Below are 22217 nucleotides of genomic sequence, written 5' to 3'. Positions count from 1 at the left end.
AAAAAATAAATGAAAAAAACGAATTTTTTTTGAACTAAATAAATTATCGTAAGTCTCAATTAGTACCCGTTGATAATAAACAACCGAAATTTAGCAGGCCGCCAAATTTTATCTTATCAACTATAGTTTTTTCATAATTCCTTATATTCCTTTTTGCCCATTCATTTTTTTGTTTGGGCTTTTTTTTGTTTATACCAATCACAATAAGTAAGTGACCAGAAATAGCGAAGGAAAAAGGCTTGAGAACAAGGCGGCACTTTTCAATAGATAGTTTCGATAAGTAGTTATTCTACAATCAAAAATCCCAACGCAGTTATCGAGCGTTTTAACTAGCTAGGATGTTCAGTTATTTACTACGATTGGTATTACATTCTAGATAAAAAAACACCCCGCATAATGCGAGGTGTTTTTATTTTAAAAGCTTAGTTTGCTCTATGCTTTGGCTTTTTTAGGCAGTGAAATACTTAACAAAATATAACCAATCACTGCTGCTAAAGTAGAGCCCATTAAGATACCTAGACGCGCTAACTTATCAAATTCAGGGTATGCGTTACCAAATGCAAGTGATGAGATGAAGATTGACATTGTAAAACCAATACCACATAACACCGATACTGCGAAGATATGTATCATATTCACACCCGTTGGTAGTTTCGCTACACCTGATTTAACCGCAATATAACTGAAGCTAAAGATACCAAGCGGCTTACCAATAAGCAGACCGAATGCAACACCCAATGGTAACGTTGTGCTTAAGCTGTCGAGTGACACTCCTTCTAATGAAATACCAGCATTGGCAAAAGCAAATATTGGCAAAATCAAGAACGCCACATAAGGATGAAGAGCATGTTCCATGTGTTTCAGTGGAGATCGCTCACCTTTGTTACCCTTCAGTGGGATAGCAAAACCAAGTACCACACCCGCTAACGTCGCATGAACACCTGATTGAAGTACGCTTACCCATAGGATAAAACCAACCAATAAGTACCAACGAATCTTAGACACGTGTTTCGCATTAAGTAAGAACAGGACCCCTGTCATAACAAAACCGATAACCAATGCAAGTACTGAAAGATCACTCGTGTAGAAGAAAGCAATAATAACAACAACACCAAGGTCATCGATGATCGCAAGAGCAAGTAAGAATACTTTTAAGCTCACAGGAACACGGTTACCAAGCAGTGCCATAATACCTAAAGCAAAAGCAATATCCGTTGCAGCAGGAATAGCCCAACCAGATAAAGCTTCAGGATCACCGATATTAAAAGCAACATAAACAAGCGCAGGCGCAAGCATGCCACCGACAGCGGCAATCGCTGGGAATATCGCAGTTTCTTTTGACTTTAACGCACCTTCAAGTAACTCACGCTTTACTTCTAAGCCAATCAAAAGAAAGAAAACAGCCATTAAGCCATCATTAATCCAATGTGAAACCGACATACCACCAACGTAAGAATGTAAAAACGTATCGTACATTGGCGCCAAAGAAGAGTTAGCAACCATCATCGCAATCGCTGCAGCAATGACTAATAGAATCCCGCCGGCAGATTCTAGTTTGAAAAAATTCTTAATAACATCACTCATAAGATGTCCTTTAACTTATAAAAATTAGTTTTTGAAAAACGAAGAGAAAAGTCTACCCGTTGTTCTAGATCAAGAATAATCGCTTCTTCAGAGATAAAACATCGGAAAAACCGATATGTTAGCTGTTATACTATGTTTTATTCGCAACGAATATCTTTTTTTACAATTAGTATCCTGTTAATTGCATAAATCCTGTAACTTGATGTGAACCAGTTGTTGTTATTGGGCCTTGCCAGTATGGAATAAGCGTATCAAGCCATTGCTCATTCCTCATCACTTGGGTTGTTAAATTAAGCCCGTATTCAGGAATATTAATGACCCACTGAAGGGGTAATTTACGACCGTTCTTAAGCTTACGTGCTGGTAATGTTTGCAAAGTAACGTCATTACCACTCAACAAAACATAATCACCATTTTTGTAAAGTAATGCACCATAGAGATAAGGTGCTTGTTCTTTATGACGATATTGCGCTACAAGCAGTTTGCTCTCTTGAGTGAGGTTTATAATAAACCAATCCCAACCTTGCTGATCCTCATCTAGAAAACCACTTGCCCATTCATGCTCTAAAATAGCCTTACCAGAAATGGTATAAGCCTTGTTATCTAAAGTAATGTTTCCACGTACGTTTACAAAGGGAAATATGTATTCATGTGATGCAACTGGAATTAAGTCGTGTTTCTTTGAGTATCCATCATTGCCTAATGGGATTGGTTTATCATTAGCATTAACAGAAAGTTTTAATGAAAAGTCACCAGATTCAGCCGATAAGAGTCCTGGGAATGGACCTTGTCCTAAACTGCGCCAATGCCAATTATCAATCCATATTCGATATGGGCTTTGTGAAAGACCCGCCTGACCAATTCCCCCTCTCGCTAAGCGTTCATCGACCCATTTACCATTTTTAGTGGTTATAATTACCTTTGCTACATATAGACGAGGATCTAACCAACCTTTGGTTTCTCGATCATCATTGGATACACGGAACATCGTCCATTGAATACCTAGACTATTGCCTTCTTGATCAACCGCATTTACTGTCATCACCCATTTTTCATGTTGAAATGAAGTATGCTCACCAAAGTCTTTAGGAAAAAATAAAGGAGAACCAGGTAGTACTGGATCAAAAAACGCGTGATTAGATGGAGAAAGTAGCGAATTTATCTCGTTATCACCTTCAGTATCAACATCTTTCCAATTGATATAATAAGCAAGAGAAAACGCCAAAATACACACACAAATTAAGAGCGATATTGTGAGGCTGACTTTCTTAACATCCTTCTGTTTCATCACAACGATTCCCTTAATGAGATAATAGCCTGCCGTCTTGTTACTCTCCAAACCGTTGCAGCTCCTGCAACCGTTAATGCCAATAATGTCCATGAAAATGTCATTAGATATTCCATTGGAAAATAATTGATTTGCATTGTCCAACCAAACGCATATTTCATCACGATATCAATAAGCAATTGAGAAAGAATAATACCAAGAGGGAGCGCTATTAAAATAGTAAACAACCCAATAGTAAGAAGTTGCAAACCTCCTAATAAAACCAGCTCTTTCCCCGATAGGCCTAAGCAGCGTAATAATGCCGTCTGCCGCTGACGTGAAACCTCACCGACTAAGGTCGCAAAAAACAGACCAAAAACAGCAATAATTAACGTTAAATTGCCAAGTGTTCCTGTCACAATAAAAGTACGATCAAAGACCTTCATCGCCTTCACTTGGATATTATTATTATCATTAACTTGCTCAACGGGTAATCTGAATTGTTTTAACACTCGACCAATCAATTCTGTTCGTTTCTCAGTGTCGTTTAACACAACACCAATCCCTGTCTTACCTTGCCCACCAAATACTTTTAACCAAGCACTGTGAGAAAGTAATAATTGGTTATACGGGTTACCATAATCATAATAAACCCCAGATATTTGCCAGTTATCTCCCATAGGAGCTGGAAGATCTAAGTAATCCCCCGGCTTCATATCCCATTTTAATGCCATCGATTCACTGATAAGCAAACTGCGACTGTGGTGAAGAGAATACCAAAACTCAGGGATAGCAACCTTCATTGTTAGTGCGTTTTTCTCACCAAGAGTAGGTCCAGAACTTAAGATTTCCAAGTTTCCATATTCGGTTTGGTAATCAATTTTCCATTGCCTCCATACGGACTCAACTTCCGGTTGCTTTTCTAACCAATGACTAATACGGTTGGCAGATACTTTACTCGGCTCTATATAAATATCTGCAGCAAGACGTTGCTCAAGCCAATTATTGGTTGTAGCCCTAAAACTACCCACCATGGTCTCTACACCTATATTTGATGCTAATGCCAACATAAAGGCCATTGCAGCGACGCCACGGTAGCTTAAACTCGCCGCCGAATCAGAAAAGAACCAACGCGCTTTTGCAGAAGGCAGTCGATAAGATAACCAGTCAAAAAACTTCCAAATAATATATGGTGTTAATAAGCCAACGCTGATCATTAAAAATCCGATCAACATAAATCCATTTTCATGGCTGTGAGGCAATAGCTTGATCAAATAAGCCGCAACACAAAATACACCCGCAATAATGGCTTGAACCTCAAACTCTTTACCTGCAAATCTCGCCAATGATAAGCGAGCAGTCAGTCGAATTGGCTCAATACTTAATAATCGATACAGTGGCCAACCACACGCTAATACACAGCCAAGAATGGCCATCCATAAGCTCTGATAACTCCAGTTCCAACTCCAAGTAATAAGTAGGTCTACATCTGCGTTATACAAAGAGTACAAACTATTAGAAACGGTAGGCATCAATTCATTTGCCAATACCAAGCCAAAGAAATTACCACTTACCCAACCAATAATAACCCATAAGAAAACTTCAAGACTCATGGCAATAATTAACTCTTTGGTTGATACCCCAATTTGTCGTAATGTTCCAACTAATGGTTGACGCTGAATAAAAGAAAGCGACATCGCTTGATAAAAAATAAATAGTCCAACCACAAAAGAGAGCATACCCATTGCCAATAAGTTGGTATGAAATGCATTAGTTAACGCGGTTAATCCAGACTCTTTATGTGTTTCAAGCTGCAATCCTCTTGGCAGCATTCTTTCTAAACGTTCTTTTTTCTTATCTGACATCTCGCCACAAAGCAAAATATCAAAACCTGTTTTATGACCTAGCATTTTAGTCAAAGCAATATCAGAAAAAATTCGAGATCCCGACAAGCGCTGCGCTTTATCAATAATAACAGGGCCAATATTAGATTGATTTTGCAATTCGATGTAGTCGCCATCACCCAAACTAAAATAGGACGCTAAAGGCTGACTAATCAACACAGGGAATGGAGGACGCATTAATGAAAGCATATCATCGGTTTTGGCGAGATTACTCCCAGATATCTGCATCAGTGCTATTGGGTCAATTCCAACAACCGAAATATTAATATCGTCTTTAGTTTCTAAATGCTGTGTTTGCACAGGCATACACTGGGTATAACCTGCTCGACGTAAGTTAATATAAAACGCCTGAGGAATAACTGTATTGTCTTGAATGGCACGAATACGATTGGGGAAAGGGTTTGAAAATAATTTCTCCCCTTCGTTATAACTGATTTTAGCATGGTGATTAATTGCTAACACACCAACCAAAAGCGAGACACCTAGAGTTAAGCCCAGCCATACTAAAAAAATTTGTAATGGGTGTCGACGGTAGTGTCCAAGAAGCGCTTTAGCTACCGGCAATAACATTCAGTAAGCCTCCTTGAAGTTTTACCAATCCATCCATGTGATTAGCGACTTTCTCACTGTGGGTCACCAACAATAAAGTACAATGTAGATCTCGAGATAAGCGAGTTAATAAACGCATGACTGCTTCTGCGTTTTTTTCATCTAAACTGCCTGTCGGTTCATCAGCCAACAACAACTTAGGTTCCATGTATAAGGCACGAGCTATCGCTGCACGTTGTTGCTGCCCTCCTGATACTTCCTCAGGGTAACGGCCCAATAATGGCATAAGATCGAGAGCAGAAATAATTTGACGCCATAACGCATCATCATCTCGTAAGCCTTTTAATTGACGGCAAAAACGAATGTTATCAGCAATGGTCAATGTAGGAAGAAGATTAAACTGTTGAAACACAAGGCCTATATTATTACGACGATAAGAAGTACGAGTGCCTTGTTTTGGAGAGTGCATAGCAAAACCAGCGATATCAATTTCACCGCTATCTACACTGTCTAATCCTGCAATAAGATTTAAAAGTGTACTTTTTCCGGAGCCACTTTCACCCATTAATGCAATTTGAGCGCCTTGTTCTATTGTTAATTCTGCCCCTTGAAGGATTGGATGAAACTCGCCACCATCCAAATATCCCTTATTCAAGTTTGTCAGTTTTAACATGTGTTCCCTCAACGCTTTTTGTGATGTCGGCAACAGAATCTACACTATAACCCTGCTTTCATAAAGCTTTTTATAGTCACAGGGCACTCCTATGAATAATACCAATCAAAAAGCGAACTTTTCCTACGCATCTACCAGATTTTTAATCCATTTTTTAGATTTCATTCGATAAATTGAACCAAACCATTTAACTATTTCTTCCACCACAAACAGGGCATAAACATACTCAGGAGGTAAACCTAAGACTAATGCACCAACGGCAGCAATTGGGATACCTATAAACCACTGAGAGATAATATCTTGGTACAGACAATACTTAACGTCTCCACCAGCACGCAGCACACCAACAATTGCCGTTAATGGCACACTTCGGATCACAATAATAATGGCAAGGATCGCCATAAACTTCTCAGCGATAGCACGAGTCTCATTAGTTAATGCCGGAAACATATCTAGAATTTGATGCTGGAATACCATAACAAAAAGCGCAATCACCATGCTCGTTGCAACGCTCAAGCCCAGTACTCCCCAGCTTTGGTAATACACCGCTTCATATTTTTTAGCGCCAAGCTGATTACCAATCAACACCGAAGCTGCCCCTGCTGCACCAATCAAAAAGCTAAGCGCAATAGATTCAATAGGAGAAATCACCGACAGCGCCGCTAAGCCTTGAACGCCTGATTGCCCCATGATGGCGTGATAGGTAAATATCCCCGCAGACCAAACTAAAAAGTTAAACGTCGTAGGCAAAGATAAAGAAAGAAACTTAGAAATTTTTGGCCAATTTAATACCGCTTTAACCTCTTCAATACCAAAGCTTAATAAGTGCGAACGACTGTAAAGGTAGCCATATAAAAAGACAATTTCAATAATACCACTGATCAAGGTTGCTAATGCAGCCCCCTTAATACCCATCGCTGGTGCACCTAAATTACCGAAGATTAGCACCCAGTTAAAAAACACATTGACGACAATACCAATACCACTAAAAAAGGTACTAACACCCGGTTGATGAATAGAGCGTAAGCCAACCGCCATACTACTGCCACAAGAAACTACATACATAGTAAGTGCGGTAATAAAGAGGTAATCAGCGCCCAAATCAATGACTTCTTGAGAGTCAGTGGCCAATGACATAATTTGTTCTGGAATTAAAAAGAACAGTGCTACAGGAATGGTCGCCATTGCCATACTCACCATCCAAGTGAGCGCGGTACTTTGGCGTACCCCCTCTTTATTTTGTGCACCCCAATATTGCGCGGTTAATAGTGCGCCGCCAGTTGTTACACCAACCAACATAATCGTCGTCACAAATGTTGCACGGCTCGCCACACCAACCGCAGCAATATCAGCTTCACCGAGCTGACCAAGCATAAGTACATCCACTAAGCCACGGCTTGAAAACATAATATTTTGCAAGGCAATAGGAATGGCGATCATCAATAATCGCTTAAGAAACTCGCCACGAGTGTGACCAATGACATTAGAAAGAAAAACAGACATGAAGAACCTCAAATAAACAACAAATTAACCATTTGCACTACATAAGATCCATTAGGTATATGCCTACAAATTGTACTAGAATCAAAATGTAATTAATATTTATATTCACAAGATAAAGGAATAATCTTGAATAAAAAAAAGACAATCTTAATCGTTGGTGCCTCTGGCTATGTGGGATCACAATTAATCCCACAACTATTACAACAAGGACATAACGTCATTGCTTGTGCTCGTAATATAGATTATCTACTCGATAGGGTTGTTAGCCATCCAAACTTACAATGTCATTACCTTGATTTAGAAGACGCTGATTCTATTCTTCCTATAATAGAACACTGTGACATTGCGTACTTTTTGGTTCACGGCATGTCCCACGGACACGACTTTATTGATTATGAAGTCTCCCTTGCTGAAAACTTTAAAATCGCAGCAGAACAATCATCCCTATCTAAAATCATTTATTTAAGTGCCTTACAGCCAGAAGGCTATCAATCTCAACATTTACTTGCACGTAAGAAAACGGGTGAATTACTGCGTTCAACAGGTATCCCTACCATAGAAATCAATTCAGGAATCATCATTGGTACGGGCTCTGCCGCTTTTGAAATCATGACTGATTTTGTTAACCATTTCCCTATATTAATCTGTCCGGTTTGGATTAACTCACAAGCAAACCCGATTGCGATAGAAAATCTAAACTATTATTTAATTAAATGTATTAATTATCCGCTAACCGACTCCATCACCTTCGAAGCCGGCGGCCCTGAAACGGTGACCTACCAAGATCTATTCCATCTCATTGCCAAACGTAATCATCGATCTATAAAAATCATTCCAACGCGGTTTATTTCCCCTTCTTTTGCTGGTTTATGGCTTGGTATTGTCACTTCTGTCCCGTCAGATTTAGGCCGAGCACTATTAGCAGGAATTGACCATGATTTAATTGCGGATAACTCAAAGATAGAACGTACATTCCCACAATCATTACTCTCATTGTCTGATGCCATAAATAAGGCCCAAGAAACCAATGACGAAACAATAAAAACAGAGATTTGGGGCTTTGACCCAAGTGCATTAAAGCGTTGGAAATCAGATTATGGCTACTATCCAAAACAAGCAGGGGCAAACTTTACAACCACCGCCTCAGCTCAACAATTATGGACCGTAATTGAACGTTTAGGCAGTAAAGAAGGCTATTTCTTCGCAAACGCATTATGGCGAACCAGAGAATGGTTAGATCCTTTACTTGGTGGTTCATTCCCAATAAGAAGAAGACCTGAATCAGGAAAAGTACAACTAGGCGATTATATTGATTCATGGAAAGTGATTCGTTGCGAAGAGAATAAGTTCTTATCATTACTGTTTGGTATGACAGCCCCAGGGCTAGGGCGATTAGAGTTTTCAATCAAAGATATAGATGATAATCATCGCCAGTTAGATGTCCGTGCATGGTGGCACCCGAAAGGCTTTTGGGGATTAATGTATTGGTTCGCTATGTTCCCTGCGCATTTGTTTATTTTTAAAGGCATGGTGAAAGCTATTTGTAAAAAAGCAGAAGTCGAAGAACTAAAAGAATAAGAAAGTATCGATACTGTAGGTATAAAAAAAGCGCAGATAATCTGCGCTTTTAACTATGATAAATAAAAGAGAAACGCTATTTCTTCACATTAAATGAAAATGGCGTTTCTGCTAATTGTAAGCTGTGATTACGAGGGTAAATCAGGTACTCACCATGATATTTCACTTTCGACTTATAATCAGAACGCTTGTGAACCATCAAACCATGCTCATAAGCAGATTCAATAAACTCATGGTGATTACCGCGAACATAACAGGTTAATGGTTTCACTAACTCGGCAGAATCATCTTCACCGTCAAAGCACGATTCAAGCTGTGTAGAGCAGATAATTAGTGAGTGATCACCATCAGAAAATAAAGACGCTTTTGGCAGCACTTCGTATTCTGTTGTTACACACCACTCTTTCTCCTCTTCTAAAAACTCACCCCACGCTAAAATCGCTTCTTTTGTAATAGGCTTTGTGTTTTCAACAGGCGCTAACTCACCATATAAACGCGAGTAATGCTCAAAACGAGTCGGCAACTCAGTACCCGTTCCTTTTGTGCGCCCTTCTTTTTGCCATGTTTTTAGATCACCGGCTACGCAATGAGCAAAACGCTGTGACTTAATCGCTGTGGTTACCCAGCGAATTAAAAAATGGTTCGCACTGACAGGGTTTTTAGGCAAACGACCACTGTCTTTTGACTCTTGTAAATCACCTAATGCTGCATTGATTACACGCTGAATTTCTTGATAATACTGCACTGATTTTTTTTCACTCATTTACGCTTTTCGCCCAAAAACAAAATAACAACCAAAAGATAAAATAGAACACGCCGTCATTGCGCCTACCATAGGCCATGCCGAATCTGACGGCAGCATTGCAATACCAACCCCGACTAATGAGCCAGTACCGAAACGTAATGTACCAGCTAGAGAAGACGCTGTCCCTGCCATTTTAGGGTAATGACTTAATAATAACGCCATACTATTACTACCAATAGTAGAAATACACCCAACCGACAAGACCACTGGGATAACTGTTCCCCATAACCCCCAACCTAACCACTGACCAATCATCATCAGTAGGCCAGCGAACAACTGGATCGACAGCCCCAACTTTAACATATTATGAGAGCCCGCTCGTTTTACGATGCGGCCATTTAGTGTCGTCATAATAATTAGAAAAACAATATTTAAACCAAATAAGTAACCAAAGTTCTGAACACTCACTCCATAAATATCAATATAAACAAATGAGCCAGCGGTTAAAAATGCAAACATGCAAGAGAATGAAAATGCGCCGGAGAAGATCAGCCCAAGTGATACCGGGTTCTTAAATAACGATAAATAATTTCGTAAAGAAGAGCTTAATTTGAACGGTTCGCGATTCTCTTCTTTTAACGTTTCTGGAATTTTCCAAAGAATAGCAAAAATGATTAATACCGAAAAAACAGCCAATAACCAAAAGATAGAGCGCCAACCAAACCACACCGCCAAATGCCCACCAATCATAGGAGCCGCTAATGGCGCAACCGTCATTACCAAAGTAATAAACGCCATGGTTCTCGCAAAATCTTCTTTATCAAACATATCACGAACAATGGCCTGAATAACCACTGATGACGCCGCCCCAGCTACGCCTTGCAATACTCGGATATACATTAAAGACTCGATACTATCAACCAGAGCACCAATCACCGCACACACGGCAAATAAAATAGTCCCTATGATTAAAACAGGTCGACGACCATAACTGTCAGCAAGCGGGCCATGAATAAGTTGAGCAATAGCAAAACCGGCAGTATAAGCCGTTAATGTCATTTGAACCGACCCGGCAGATACACCTAAGTCAGCCGCAATACTTGGCATTGCTGGCAAATACATGTCAATTGCAAGTGGAGTTAATGCCGCAATAGCACCCAAAATAACAATAAGTAATAAATTGAGTGTGGGTACCTCAGGAGAAGCGCTAGAGCTTGTGGACATAACTGAACCTACAAAAAGAAAGAGCAAAAGGAGTTTGAAATTTTAACACGACAAACGTTTGTCTGCTTATCAATTGTTAGAACTTTGCACTTATTTACGCAAGGATACTCAAATATTTATACAGGTTGATATTATAAAAAAACGGCATGACCGAGATCATACCGTTTTCCTTTATAAAGCAGCTAGAAGCTATGCGAATACGGCTTCAACTTCTTCTTCAGTCAGGTAACGATATTCACCAGGCTCTAGTGAATAATCTAAACCTAAACCGCCAATTTGAGAACGGTGTAAGCCATCAACTTTATTGCCAAGCGCTGCAAACATACGTTTCACTTGGTGATATTTGCCTTCTTGAATCGTTAATAGAAGCTCATTTTCGTCTTCATTAACAATTTCCATTACTGCTGGCATCGTTAAACCAGTTTCGCTCTTAAGTTGAATACCTTCCGCTAATTTATCGGCGTAATCAGCACCAATAGATTCAGCTAGCCACACTCGGTACGTTTTTGGGCACTTACGTTTTGGAGAAGTGATCTTATGTGACCATTGACCATCATCAGTAATTAACACTAAACCTGTGGTATCTACATCAAGACGACCAGCAAAGTGCAGTTTCTCAAGATTAACTTCATCTAAAAGCGTTAATGCCGATGGGTGTGTATTGTCTTCATGTGAACATACGTAACCATCTGGCTTAAATAGCATAATATAACGAGGACCATGGAATTTAAGTTCACGACCATCCCACTCAACCGTTGAGTCATCCGTTACTTTTACAGAAGTAACCTTGGTTTTCACACCATCAACGGTAACCGTACCACTTTTAATAATACGAGTTGCTTCTTTACGAGTGGCACCTGTTGTTTCGCACAAAAATTTATCTAAACGCATGAGAACCTCATTTCAATATTCTGCCGCATTATACCCAAACCACTTGAAGAAGCGAGCACACATAAAAAATTAATGCGCCCCACCTTCAATTGATGCAGGATTCGAATTTGATTTAACAAAAAACATCATAAAAGCAGCAAAACCTAAGAAGAATGTCATCATTAAAAAGACATCATTATACGCCATAATCGCCGCATCTCGCTGCATCGTCATGGTTAATGATGCTTTAGCTTGCAACATAGCCGTTGCAGGATCACTGCCCTTTGAGACAAACATCGCTGCACTCTGTTGCAATTGATACCAACCGTCGGTACTCACGCTAGTTAGTGTTTCTTTAATGTGCCCCAAATGCTCACGAGTTTTGTTATCCAGCATGGTCGCGATAATGGCGATACTGAATGCACCACCCAAATTACGCAATACATTAGTAATGGTAGAAGCGTCTGCCACATCTTGTTTTTTAATCTCTTCCATCGCTACCAATGACAAAGGAACCATGATGAACGGACTGCCAATTGCACGTAATAACATAGAGAAAATCAATTGGTCGCCGCCAAATAAATAACTCATGTGCGTATTTACAAAGCAGCTGACGCCAAACATCGAAAAGCCAAAAAACACCAAATATTTCGCTTTAATGATCTGCGTTAATTTCGGCACTAATGGGAAGATCAATAATTGAGGAAAACCCATCCACATTAACACTTCACCAATCTCCAACGCGTTATAGCCCTGAATTTGGATCATATACATTGGCAGCACATAAATAGAACCCAGCAGTGCCATCCCTAATATCAAATAGGCCATACATGACATCGCAAACTGACTTTGTTTCAATAGCCGCAAATTCACCAGAGGGTTCTTATGCTGTAGCTCATTAATCACAAAATAAATTAAGCTAATTGCCGAAATAATAGATAAGGTAATGATGAAACTAGAGCTAAACCACTCCTCACGATTCCCCTCTTCTAGTACCACCTCCAAACAACCAAGACCAATCGCCATGGTGGTAATACCAAACCAATCGGCTTTTAACAAACTGTCTAATTTTAATGGCTCATCATCAAGCCCATAATTGACCATGCAAATAAGCGCGATAGCTGGCGGAATGTTGATATAGAAAATATAGTGCCATGAGAAGTTTTCAGTTAACCAACCGCCCAGTGTTGGCCCGATAGAAGGCGCAAACGTCGCTGTTACCCCAAATAACGCCATCCCAACTGCACGCTTATTCAATGGCAATAACTGAACAACCAAAGAGAAAGCCAATGGAATTAACGCCCCACCACTAAAACCTTGGATCGCACGAAAGACGATCATTGACCCCATATTCCAAGACACAGAACACAGCACCGATGCCACAGCAAAAATGATGGTAGTCCAAGTTAGATAACGGCGTTTACCAATCGCAACAGATAGCCAACCACTTAATGGAATCGCAATCATTTCTGCCACAAGATAAGACGTCGATATCCACGAGCTCTCATCCATGGTGGCCGATAGCGCACCTTGAATGTCTTTTAGAGATGAGTTGGTGATCTGGATATCCAAAATCGCCATAAACGCACCCAACAAACCACCAAATAAGGCTATCCAATGACGTCTAGGGATCTCAGGCTCTGCCGGTTTTTCCGCTATATCAGAAGCACCTGCTTGTGTTAATTCTTGAGACATAATTAACCTCGAGTATCAACCGTTGCTACCACTGAAAGACCTGGGATCAACTTACCTTCTAATAATTCCGTATTTAAAATACTGATTTTAACTGGCACACGTTGCACAATTTTAGTGAAGTTACCGGTCGCATTCTCTGGTGGCAGTAACGCAAACTTAGCGCCCGTTGCAGGAGAAAAACTATCAACAATGCCTTTTAGGTGTAGATCAGGGTAGGCATCAAGGTCTACAAACACTTTTTGTCCTTTGTGAATATCACCCAGTTGCGTTTCTTTAAAGTTTGCTTCAATCCAAACATCTGTTGTTGGAACTAAACTAAGCAAAGGCATACCCGCTTGAACTAATAAACCGCTGCGCAAACTACGTTTACCAACCACGCCATCAATCGGGGCATAGATATTAGTGTAAGACAGGTTAATTTCTGTTTGTTCTAACGCCGCTTTGGCTTGAGCTAACCCAGCCTCCGCTTGAGCAATTTCGCTTTCAATCACATTGATTTGTTCTTTAGATGCTTGGTAATTAGCCTTCGCCGCATCCACATTTGCCAATGACACTTTAAGGTGCGAAACGTTATTATCTAACTCATCTTGTGACGAGTAATTCTTTTTAATTAACGCCTTAGTACGTTTAACTTGTTGCTGGGCGCGCTCATATTCTGCATTGGCTGATTCAATCTCACTCGCCGCTTGACGAATACGAATGTCTTGCAACTTACGCTCAGCCGCTAGATTCTTAATTGCAGCAGAGCTAACTAATACATTCGCCTCTGCTTTCTCTTTCTCTGCCTCAAAATCACGACTGTCTATGGTTGCCAATAAATCACCCGCTTTCACTACTTGGTTATCTTCAACAAATGTTTTGGCAATGTAACCGCCTACTTTAGGGCTGATCGTTGTGATATCACCTTGCAGATACGCATTGTCTGTTGATTGGAAGTATTGTCCATAACCGTACCAATAACTCGCCCCTGCAAGACCACATAGAATAATCACAATCGTTGCAATCAAAGGTGCTTTATTTTTTTTCTTTTGTTGTTCTGCCACGATACGTACCCACTTTGAAGATGAAGCCATTCACGCTGAATCAACATGAATGCAATAAATAAGAGAAGCAGAGTATAAAACGAAAATGATTTGTTGATTAGATAGGAAAAAAAGGAAACACTGTTGCATAAATCTTACCAATCAATAAGAGATCGCCTAATGATGGATTTGAATAACATCACCATATTAAATCAAGTGATTGATTCTGGTAGCTTTACTCAAGCCGCTATTAATCTTGGAATGACAAAATCAACCGTTAGTCGAAAACTTGCAGAGCTTGAAGAGCATCTAGGCGTGAAGTTGATCACTCGTTCGACACGAAAATTAGGCTTAACTCAGGAAGGTGAGGTTTTTTATCAAGCCAGCGTTAAAGTGCTCGATATCATGCAACAAACCGAGCTAGAGCTGACTGCAAATCAAAATTTAATTCGCGGTCATCTTAACTTAGCCATGCCAGTAGAGATCGGGCATAACGTCATGTCTGATTACATCAACAGCTTTCTTAAACGCTACCCTGAAGTCTCAGTTAATGTTGAAATGACCAATAGAGCCGTCGATATTATTGGTGATGGTATTGATCTTTATGTCCAAATTGGCGAGATCAACGACTCTTCGTTAGTCGCACGAACCATCGATTTTTCTGAGCGTATTATTGTGGCAAGCCCTGAGTATTTAGACACTTATGGAATGATTACCTCACCAGAAGATCTCCAGTCACCTCATCATCAAATCAAAGTCGTTAACGCGGTAAAAGTGCCTAATCTGTATTTTAACCAAGTCGATAAAGCCATTCGCGTTAATCTGCCTTATCGCTTGAAAGTGAATACCATTACGGCGTGTAAATCTGCTTGTTTAAGTGGTTTAGGCATCGCTTCTTTACCTGAGTTCTTATGTCGAGAGCACATCAAAAATGGCGAACTGGTGCAAATTCTTCCTGATTGGGATTTGCCAAAAGCGGCGATTAGCTTGGTGTTTCCACAAAATAAACTGATACCAAAACGATTACGTGTTTTTATTGACCATGTACTTGAGCGATTTGAATTGACCGCTGCAGAAAGAAACAAAAATAAATAATTAAGAAAAAAGCACATATTGTTTTTTAATTTATTAATTTGTTCTTGCCAGCAAGGCCGTTCATCGAATACGATGCGATGGTCTATTTGCACATCATTGGGTTTTTCGTGGTTCAACTGTTTCGATTATTGATAATTTGTCTTTGCTTTGGGGTAAGCTCGCTTGCTCAGGCATCTGCATATCATCAAAATAGCTACAGTGACTTCTCAGAATTGACCATTGAGCAACATTCTACCGTTCCTGTGACACTTTCTGTTGATAGCTCTTCTATTCTATCGATTGATTTCTCTACGTGTGCCATCGACAACGCTCAAACTGACCCAACAGCATTACACTCTCAAAATGCATCTCAAAGCCACGACGTTAATTTAGGCATCGCCTATTCTTCTCGTATGGCGAATTTAGCTCGTCATGAGCCAGAAGAAGTCTTTCCTGTTTATGAGTTAGCACTAGAGATCCCAGCAATCCCCGCTGAACAATTAACCATTGGTTATCAAGAAAAACCAAAACCAACGGTCAATTGGGCATTAAACACCTATTCATCTACCTCACGAATTTCGGCTTGGAAGGAAAGTAACCTTCTCTACAGCCAGCGGTTATACCCACACGCTTAATTTCACACCCAAAATCCATTGATTTATCACTTAGTTATTATTCGTTTATTACGAACTAGCTAGATTTGTGACTTTTTCGCATACGCAACTTCGTATGTGAGGTGAAATTATTATGCAAAGAAAACAACCAATACAACGACTGAACCATTATTCTAAATGGAAATACATCGTACTTATTACGACCCTTGTAATTCTACTACTGAGTGCGATCCCGACTTGGTATGGTGAAGATGCCGCCGTGCAAATCACCAACAAAGAAGGACAAATCCCAACGGTTGTCTCGCTACAAAACACCCTGACAGAACAAGGCATTAACGTAAAACGCATCGAGCAAAAAGGCGATAAAACCATCGTTATTTTGCAAGATGAAGCACAACAAGTTGCCGCTAAAGACGTACTGGCCTCTGTGATTGATGACAGTAAAAAAGGCACAACATTAGCACTCTCTCTTGCGCCAGCGGCACCTGCTTGGTTGCAAAATATGGGCTTTGAACCAATCAAACTTGGCCTTGATTTACGTGGTGGTGTGCAATTCTTACTCGATGTTGATGTAAACCAAGTTTACCAAGCACAACGTAACGAGCTGTCTGATTCTTTAAAACAAGAGCTGCGTGAAGAACGCATTCGTTCCGTTCGATTCCAAAAAGAAGGCAGTGATAGCTTAGTGGTGCGTTTGCCATCAGAAGAAGCTAGCCACGCTGCTCGTCAGTTTATCCATAAAAACTACCCAACTTGGCAAGTGACTAGCGGCGACGATTTTGATCTTAAATTAACGCTTAAAGAAGATGAAAAAATTGCCGTACGTAACCTAACGGTACAGCAAAACCTTCAAACCATGCGTAGCCGTATTGAAGAGTTAGGTATTACCGAAGCACTGGTTCAACGCCAAGGTGAAAACCGCATTCGTATCGAGCTTCCGGGCGTTCAAGATCCAGCTGCTGCGAAAAACGTTATTGGTGCGACAGCAAGTCTTGCTTTCTACGCAGTAAAAGAACAAGGCACTGGCAGCACAATGATCGTTCCTGATCAAAACGGCCAACCAGTTCGCGTAGGCAGAAAACCAGTGCTAACGGGTGATCACATTGTTGATGCTCGCGCTAGCCTTGGCGAAATGGGCATGGCGGAAGTAAACATTGTTCTTGATAGTTCAGGCGGCAAAATCATGTCTGAGTTCTCTCGTCACAATGTCGGCAAGCCAATGGCAACCTCATACAACGAATACAGCCGTGATAGCGCAGGTAACACAGAGCAAAGTAACCAAATCATCAGTGTGGCGACAATTCAAAGTCAACTAGGTAGCCGTTTTAGAATCACAGGCTCTGGTTCTCTTCAAGAATCTCAAGAGCTTGCTCTGCTTCTACGTGCTGGTTCATTAACTGCACCAGTAACCATCGTTGAAGAACGTACTATTGGTCCAACGCTAGGTGCTGAAAACATCCAAAATGGTTTTGCCGCTTTAGGTCTTGGTCTTGGTTTAACGCTGCTGTTTATGGCGGTGTGGTATCGTCGTTTAGGCTGGGTTGCCAACATTGCACTGATTGGCAACATGGTGATGCTATTTGGTCTGCTTGCGCTTATTCCGGGTGCGGTTCTTACGCTTCCGGGTATTGCAGGTCTTGTACTGACCGTAGGTATGGCGGTAGATACCAACGTACTGATATTTGAGCGTATTAAAGATAAACAGAAAGAAGGTCGAACATTGGCTCAAGCCATTGATAGAGGCTTTAGTAGTGCATTTGGTACCATTTTCGATGCCAACTTCACCACAATGATTACCGCAGTGGTTCTATACACTATCGGTAACGGCCCTATCCAAGGCTTTGCATTAACTCTGGGCTTAGGTCTATTAACCAGTATGTTCACCGGCATCTTCGCGTCACGTGCCATTATCAATTTAGTTTGGGGTCGTGATTCTCGTCATGATGTTAGGGTTTAAGTTATGTTTATAAATATGAAAAATGCAACAAAATGGCGTCACATGACGAGTGTGGTTTCTATCGGTTTAATGATTTTTGCATTATCGATGATAGCTATGAAAGGCCTTAACTGGGGCTTAGATTTCACTGGCGGTATCGTGAGTGAAGTTCAAATTGATAGCAAAATCACAAGCAGTGAAATTGCGCCATTATTAGATGCAAGCTTTAAACAAGATGTGGCGGTGATTGCCTCTGGTGAGCCGGGTCGTTGGGTGTTGCGTTATGCGATTCCACCAAAAGGCGTTGAACTTCCACCGCTGACTGAGGTACTTGCTCCGCTGCATACCGATATTCAAGTATTGAACACCAGTATCGTTGGTCCACAAGTAGGCCAAGAGCTAACTGAGCAAGGCGGCATGGCGTTATTAGTGTCGGTTTTGGTTATATTAGCGTACTTAAGCTACCGCTTTGAATGGCGTTTGGCTTCTGGCTCTTTGTTTGCCCTAACCCACGATATCGTGTTTGTGCTTGGTTTCTTTGCTGCGACTCAAATGGAGTTTAACTTAACCACCCTAGCCGCTATTTTGGCGATTTTAGGTTACTCGTTGAATGACTCTATCATCATTGCAGATAGAATTCGTGAGCTATTAATTGCCAAGCCTGAGTTATCTATCCAAGAAGTAAATAACGAAGCGGTTGCGGCAACCTTCTCTCGTACTATGGTGACATCAGGAACTACCCTAATCACTGTTGGTTCTTTATGGTTATTGGGTGGCGGTCCACTAGAAGGCTTTGCGATTGCGATGTTCATCGGTATCGTGACGGGTACTTGGTCTTCTATCTCAGTAGGTACAAGTTTACCTGAGTACTTTGGTTTGAATTCAGAGCACTACAAGCCAAAACCGATTTCGGAAGAGCCGTAAGAGTTAGGTTTAGATAGATAGTAAAAAGCCGCAGGGAATGCGGCTTGATGTTGGGGGAGCTGGTTTAGGCTAGATCCCTTTTTTGTGGGTGGTGTTGTAGTTATTGCATTTATCTTTTGGTGTTTTGCTCACTATTGGACAAAAATAAACAAACTAGAACTATGCATTTAGTTTTATTAGACGCAAAAAGGCAATTAAACTATTAACTTGAAATACCAAGAACTTGTTGATGCTCCCAATACACAGCATTCCTATAATCTAACGAGAATAACGTCACTGGCCCTGAATACGCAAGCACGTTCAATACCAATTTATGAAAGATATCTATACATGAATATAAATCATCCCTTTTTTGCTGTTCTTCTATATGATTCGTATCCTTAGATATCGGGTGAGCACTAGCATTACGAATTTTATTCCATAGTTTCTTATCATTCCCACCTAAAACAGACTCTGATATTAAAATATCAAGCGCTTTAGCAGCTGTAATATTTTTCCAATAAGAAATACTTGATACCAAACGGCTTAAATGTTCAGGCTCAATATCGAGCGTTTTTAATTTCACCTTTATCTTTTTTATTGTTTCAACTAAATCTTCATCTAGCCTATGAAGCTTAAAATCTGGTATGTAAATGTCATTTAAAATTCCCTCGACAGCAACTGATAATACTAACTCAGCAATGTCATCTGACGAATTAAACCCACGCCACACACGTTCCCACTGATTATTTAAGCAATTAAAATACTTAATATTTTCGGATTGTAAGATTAAAAATCGTTGCAATAAATCAATACTATAATTATCTCTTCCTTCGGGAATTTGAATATTACTTGGGATCGGATTTGTCGAACGCTTATGTAATATTTGGTTGTTAAAGCTTCGAATTATACATTGAGATACATTCCTAATATTTGTAAAAAGAATGTAAGGTTGAATTAAAACTCCACACGAAAAGTTAAGAAAAAACCTGACGCACAGTTCAAAATCTTTTGGGACAAAGTCACCGCTAGCTTTGACAAAGCGATATTCAGCCTCATTAACAATCCTCACTTCTATATTTTCTATCTCAAAATTAAGTTCATTGAATCCAAATGATTCTGAACCAGTTGCGGTTGATATAGTTCGATTACTTTTATTGAAAGGTATATCAATAGACTGTTCAAACTCAAAGTGCAAGTATGGACTGTCAGTACTTTCTTCTCGGATCTCTTCCGAAGATATATACAACAAAGGGGCATAGATAACTTTATTTTCATATAGTTGAAACCCTGATATCTCCAGCTTAAAGCCTTGTGTTTCCCATGCTCTGCCTGATATGTCTATGAACTCAGCAAACAACTCTTCTTCTGGTTTCAAATGGTCTTTTGGAAATTTCATTGAAGGCTCTAGAGACTCTCTCTGTTCATACTGAGTTTTCGTACAAACCATTTCCAAGATTAATGTTCCAAATTTATTTTGTGTTATTGTTCCATGTCCATTAAGTTCCAGACCATTGATCTGCTTTTGCCAAATACGGACAGATAAACAATGTATTTTCATTTCAGAGCATCTAACACTATCTATAAAATTTTGATCAAAGTTCATTTACTTCCTTTAGCTACTAACTTTCTCTTTAATTATAAAAAATTCTAACCACTAACTAATGTTAACCCACTCTTAAAGTTAATATGATGCCCTAAACCATCAAAAATCGAGTTATCTAAAAAATATTTAGCTACTCTCAACGGAATACTAAATGATTTAATAAGTCGGTTAAGTACCCTGATATCTTGATTTGGCTAACAAAACTCCTACTCTCCCAAAACATAACGAGTACTACGACCACCCGCCCCAGTTTTAACCAAACAACCAAGCTCAACTAAGGTTGCTAAATGCCGAGTTGCAGTGGGCTTACTGACCTTTGCAACTTTATGGTATTGAGAGGTGTTAATTCCATCTTCAAAATCCCCATCTAACATTCGGTTAAGTACTTTAACTTGCTCTTCTGTCAGCTTGGTTTGATCAACCTTGCGCCAAAAATTGGTTTTAAAAATCGTTCTGTCTATTTCGTTAAAGACTTCTGCAAACGTACTATTAAGAGTTTCAAAAAACCATTGTAGCCAAGCGGTAATATCTAACTCCCCTTTTTGGGTTTGCTCTAAAATCTCATAATAGCTTTTGCGATTCGCCAAGATACCCACTGACATGGCATAGAATCGAACCGATTGATGCTCCGCTTGCGCTAATGCGAGATCCGTAAGTAGACGAGTGATTCTTCCATTACCATCATCAAGTGGATGAAGCGTCACAAACCATAAATGCGTTATTGCCGCTCTTAATAGAGGATCTAACGAAGCATCGCTTTTTGATGTGTTGAACCAATCAATAAACTGGTTCAATTCAACATCAAGAATGTCTCTACTTGGTGCTTCAAAATGAACCACAGGACGATCAATACGGCCAGATACCACTTGCATAGGTGCATCACCACGCAATTGCCCACCCACCACAGGGTTAAACATGGTGTAACCTTGAGGAAATAAGCGATCATGCCAATGTAAAATACGATCAAGCGTTAAAGGAGTATCTAAATTATCTACCGCATCAAGCATGATCTCGGCTAGGCCATCAGTCTGCTCTGTAGTTGGAAAAGGCCTTTCTTCACTTAACCCTAATTTATTCGCTAAAGAAGAACGTACCGAAAACGCATTTAACGTTTCACCTTCAATTGCGCTTGAGTGGACAATATTGGCGAGTAATGTATCAAGCATGGTTTTTTCTTGGTCTTGACTCGTCATCTTGCCTAATAAAAGCCCTTGGTTAAATCTAACCGACCTTAATAACGGTTCAATAACGTGTTCATTCCAATAAAAGTGAGGCCATTTATCTTGCTGCCATATCCACATAATGCCTTCCTCTGATTTAATTTCGCTTAATCTAATCACAGTATGATGCGAATAGCCTGCTTATTCAAATCATTTAATGATGCGATTAACCCTCCTAATCACATCATTAAATGATTAGATTAGAGGTGCTATTCGCATCACAACAAGTTAAACCTATTTTAAAGGCGGT

17 protein-coding genes are annotated in these 22217 nt (G+C 40.0%); 5 read left to right on the top strand and 12 right to left on the bottom strand.

The window, feature by feature from the left end:
* Nucleotides 1-432 precede the first annotated feature (432 nt).
* From nhaA to PVK71_RS08545, 5 genes are all read right to left on the bottom strand, one after another.
* Complete coding sequence (gene nhaA / locus PVK71_RS08565; protein ID WP_274418011.1) at nt 433-1584, bottom strand: Na+/H+ antiporter NhaA; 1152 nt, start codon at nt 1582-1584, stop codon at nt 433-435.
* A gap of 166 nt (nt 1585-1750) precedes the next feature.
* Nucleotides 1751-2872 (bottom strand): lipocalin-like domain-containing protein, encoded by a 1122-nt coding sequence (locus PVK71_RS08560; protein WP_274418114.1) that lies wholly within the window; start codon nt 2870-2872, stop codon nt 1751-1753.
* On the bottom strand, nt 2872-5325 hold the full coding sequence (locus PVK71_RS08555) for an ABC transporter permease (RefSeq protein WP_274418010.1): 2454 nt from the start codon (nt 5323-5325) through the stop codon (nt 2872-2874). The genes PVK71_RS08560 and PVK71_RS08555 overlap by 1 nt, the downstream gene beginning before the upstream one ends.
* Entirely contained in the window at nt 5306-5977 is a 672-nt protein-coding gene (locus tag PVK71_RS08550; protein ID WP_274418009.1) for an ABC transporter ATP-binding protein, read from the bottom strand. The genes PVK71_RS08555 and PVK71_RS08550 overlap by 20 nt, the downstream gene beginning before the upstream one ends.
* A 123-nt stretch (nt 5978-6100) precedes the next feature.
* Entirely contained in the window at nt 6101-7480 is a 1380-nt protein-coding gene (locus tag PVK71_RS08545; RefSeq protein ID WP_274418007.1) for an MATE family efflux transporter, read from the bottom strand.
* Between the two features lie 126 nt (nt 7481-7606).
* Between PVK71_RS08545 and PVK71_RS08540 the strand changes: the two genes are divergently transcribed.
* Complete coding sequence (locus tag PVK71_RS08540; protein ID WP_274418006.1) at nt 7607-9058, top strand: DUF2867 domain-containing protein; 1452 nt, start codon at nt 7607-7609, stop codon at nt 9056-9058.
* Between the two features lie 76 nt (nt 9059-9134).
* Here PVK71_RS08540 and PVK71_RS08535 read toward each other — a convergent pair whose 3' ends face one another.
* From PVK71_RS08535 to PVK71_RS08515, 5 genes are all read right to left on the bottom strand, one after another.
* The gene (locus tag PVK71_RS08535; protein WP_274418005.1) at nt 9135-9821 is read right to left on the bottom strand and encodes a DUF2913 family protein; all 687 of its coding nucleotides are present in this window, start codon (nt 9819-9821) and stop codon (nt 9135-9137) included.
* On the bottom strand, nt 9822-11027 hold the full coding sequence (locus tag PVK71_RS08530; protein ID WP_274418003.1) for a Bcr/CflA family multidrug efflux MFS transporter: 1206 nt from the start codon (nt 11025-11027) through the stop codon (nt 9822-9824).
* A 189-nt stretch (nt 11028-11216) separates the two neighbouring features.
* Entirely contained in the window at nt 11217-11918 is a 702-nt protein-coding gene (gene rsuA / locus PVK71_RS08525) for a 16S rRNA pseudouridine(516) synthase RsuA (protein ID WP_274418002.1), read from the bottom strand.
* A 69-nt stretch (nt 11919-11987) separates the two neighbouring features.
* Nucleotides 11988-13592 (bottom strand): DHA2 family efflux MFS transporter permease subunit, encoded by a 1605-nt coding sequence (locus PVK71_RS08520; protein WP_274418001.1) that lies wholly within the window; start codon nt 13590-13592, stop codon nt 11988-11990.
* A 2-nt stretch (nt 13593-13594) separates the two neighbouring features.
* Nucleotides 13595-14665, bottom strand: coding sequence for an HlyD family secretion protein (locus PVK71_RS08515; RefSeq protein ID WP_274418000.1), 1071 nt, complete (start codon nt 14663-14665; stop codon nt 13595-13597).
* 129 nt (nt 14666-14794) lie between these two features.
* On the opposite strand from PVK71_RS08515, the gene PVK71_RS08510 reads away from it, so the two are divergent.
* The 4 genes from PVK71_RS08510 to secF all read left to right on the top strand — a co-directional run bounded on the left by PVK71_RS08510 (nt 14795) and on the right by secF (nt 19162).
* Entirely contained in the window at nt 14795-15709 is a 915-nt protein-coding gene (locus tag PVK71_RS08510) for a LysR family transcriptional regulator (RefSeq protein ID WP_274417999.1), read from the top strand.
* 107 nt (nt 15710-15816) lie between these two features.
* Nucleotides 15817-16323, top strand: a complete 507-nt coding sequence (locus PVK71_RS08505; protein ID WP_274417997.1) for a hypothetical protein — start codon at nt 15817-15819, stop codon at nt 16321-16323.
* Nucleotides 16324-16435: 112 nt separating this feature from the next.
* The gene (gene secD, locus PVK71_RS08500; protein ID WP_274417996.1) at nt 16436-18259 is read left to right on the top strand and encodes a protein translocase subunit SecD; all 1824 of its coding nucleotides are present in this window, start codon (nt 16436-16438) and stop codon (nt 18257-18259) included.
* 3 nt (nt 18260-18262) lie between these two features.
* Nucleotides 18263-19162 carry a protein translocase subunit SecF gene (gene secF / locus PVK71_RS08495; protein WP_274417994.1) on the top strand — a complete coding sequence of 300 codons (900 nt, stop codon included), beginning with the start codon at nt 18263-18265 and terminating at the stop codon, nt 19160-19162.
* A 202-nt stretch (nt 19163-19364) separates the two neighbouring features.
* On the opposite strand, the gene PVK71_RS08490 is transcribed toward secF, so the two are convergent.
* Both PVK71_RS08490 and PVK71_RS08485 read right to left on the bottom strand, forming a co-directional pair.
* Entirely contained in the window at nt 19365-20747 is a 1383-nt protein-coding gene (locus PVK71_RS08490) for a hypothetical protein (protein ID WP_274417992.1), read from the bottom strand.
* 206 nt (nt 20748-20953) lie between these two features.
* Nucleotides 20954-22048: a Fic family protein gene (locus tag PVK71_RS08485; protein WP_274417990.1), complete on the bottom strand. Its 1095-nt coding sequence runs from the start codon at nt 22046-22048 to the stop codon at nt 20954-20956.
* Between the last annotated feature and the right edge of the window lie 169 nt (nt 22049-22217).

Source organism: Aliivibrio sp. S4MY1, from assembly GCF_028765545.1.
Classification (GTDB): Bacteria; Pseudomonadota; Gammaproteobacteria; order Enterobacterales; family Vibrionaceae; genus Aliivibrio.
Note: the sequence above shows the minus strand (reverse complement) of the source record. Positions and strands in the feature narration are given on the sequence as shown.

What these genes read in the sequence shown, in the direction of transcription:
- nhaA (WP_274418011.1), bottom strand. Translation starts at nt 1,584, where the DNA reads ATGAGTGATGTTATTAAGAATTTTTTCAAACTAGAATCTGCCGGCGGG.
- PVK71_RS08560 (WP_274418114.1), bottom strand. Translation starts at nt 2,872, where the DNA reads ATGAAACAGAAGGATGTTAAGAAAGTCAGCCTCACAATATCGCTCTTA.
- PVK71_RS08555 (WP_274418010.1), bottom strand. Translation starts at nt 5,325, where the DNA reads ATGTTATTGCCGGTAGCTAAAGCGCTTCTTGGACACTACCGTCGACAC.
- PVK71_RS08550 (WP_274418009.1), bottom strand. Translation starts at nt 5,977, where the DNA reads ATGTTAAAACTGACAAACTTGAATAAGGGATATTTGGATGGTGGCGAG.
- PVK71_RS08545 (WP_274418007.1), bottom strand. Translation starts at nt 7,480, where the DNA reads ATGTCTGTTTTTCTTTCTAATGTCATTGGTCACACTCGTGGCGAGTTT.
- PVK71_RS08535 (WP_274418005.1), bottom strand. Translation starts at nt 9,821, where the DNA reads ATGAGTGAAAAAAAATCAGTGCAGTATTATCAAGAAATTCAGCGTGTA.
- PVK71_RS08530 (WP_274418003.1), bottom strand. Translation starts at nt 11,027, where the DNA reads ATGTCCACAAGCTCTAGCGCTTCTCCTGAGGTACCCACACTCAATTTA.
- rsuA (WP_274418002.1), bottom strand. Translation starts at nt 11,918, where the DNA reads ATGCGTTTAGATAAATTTTTGTGCGAAACAACAGGTGCCACTCGTAAA.
- PVK71_RS08520 (WP_274418001.1), bottom strand. Translation starts at nt 13,592, where the DNA reads ATGTCTCAAGAATTAACACAAGCAGGTGCTTCTGATATAGCGGAAAAA.
- PVK71_RS08515 (WP_274418000.1), bottom strand. Translation starts at nt 14,665, where the DNA reads ATGGCTTCATCTTCAAAGTGGGTACGTATCGTGGCAGAACAACAAAAG.
- PVK71_RS08510 (WP_274417999.1), top strand. Translation starts at nt 14,795, where the DNA reads ATGATGGATTTGAATAACATCACCATATTAAATCAAGTGATTGATTCT.
- secD (WP_274417996.1), top strand. Translation starts at nt 16,436, where the DNA reads ATGCAAAGAAAACAACCAATACAACGACTGAACCATTATTCTAAATGG.
- secF (WP_274417994.1), top strand. Translation starts at nt 18,263, where the DNA reads ATGTTTATAAATATGAAAAATGCAACAAAATGGCGTCACATGACGAGT.
- PVK71_RS08490 (WP_274417992.1), bottom strand. Translation starts at nt 20,747, where the DNA reads ATGAACTTTGATCAAAATTTTATAGATAGTGTTAGATGCTCTGAAATG.
- PVK71_RS08485 (WP_274417990.1), bottom strand. Translation starts at nt 22,048, where the DNA reads ATGTGGATATGGCAGCAAGATAAATGGCCTCACTTTTATTGGAATGAA.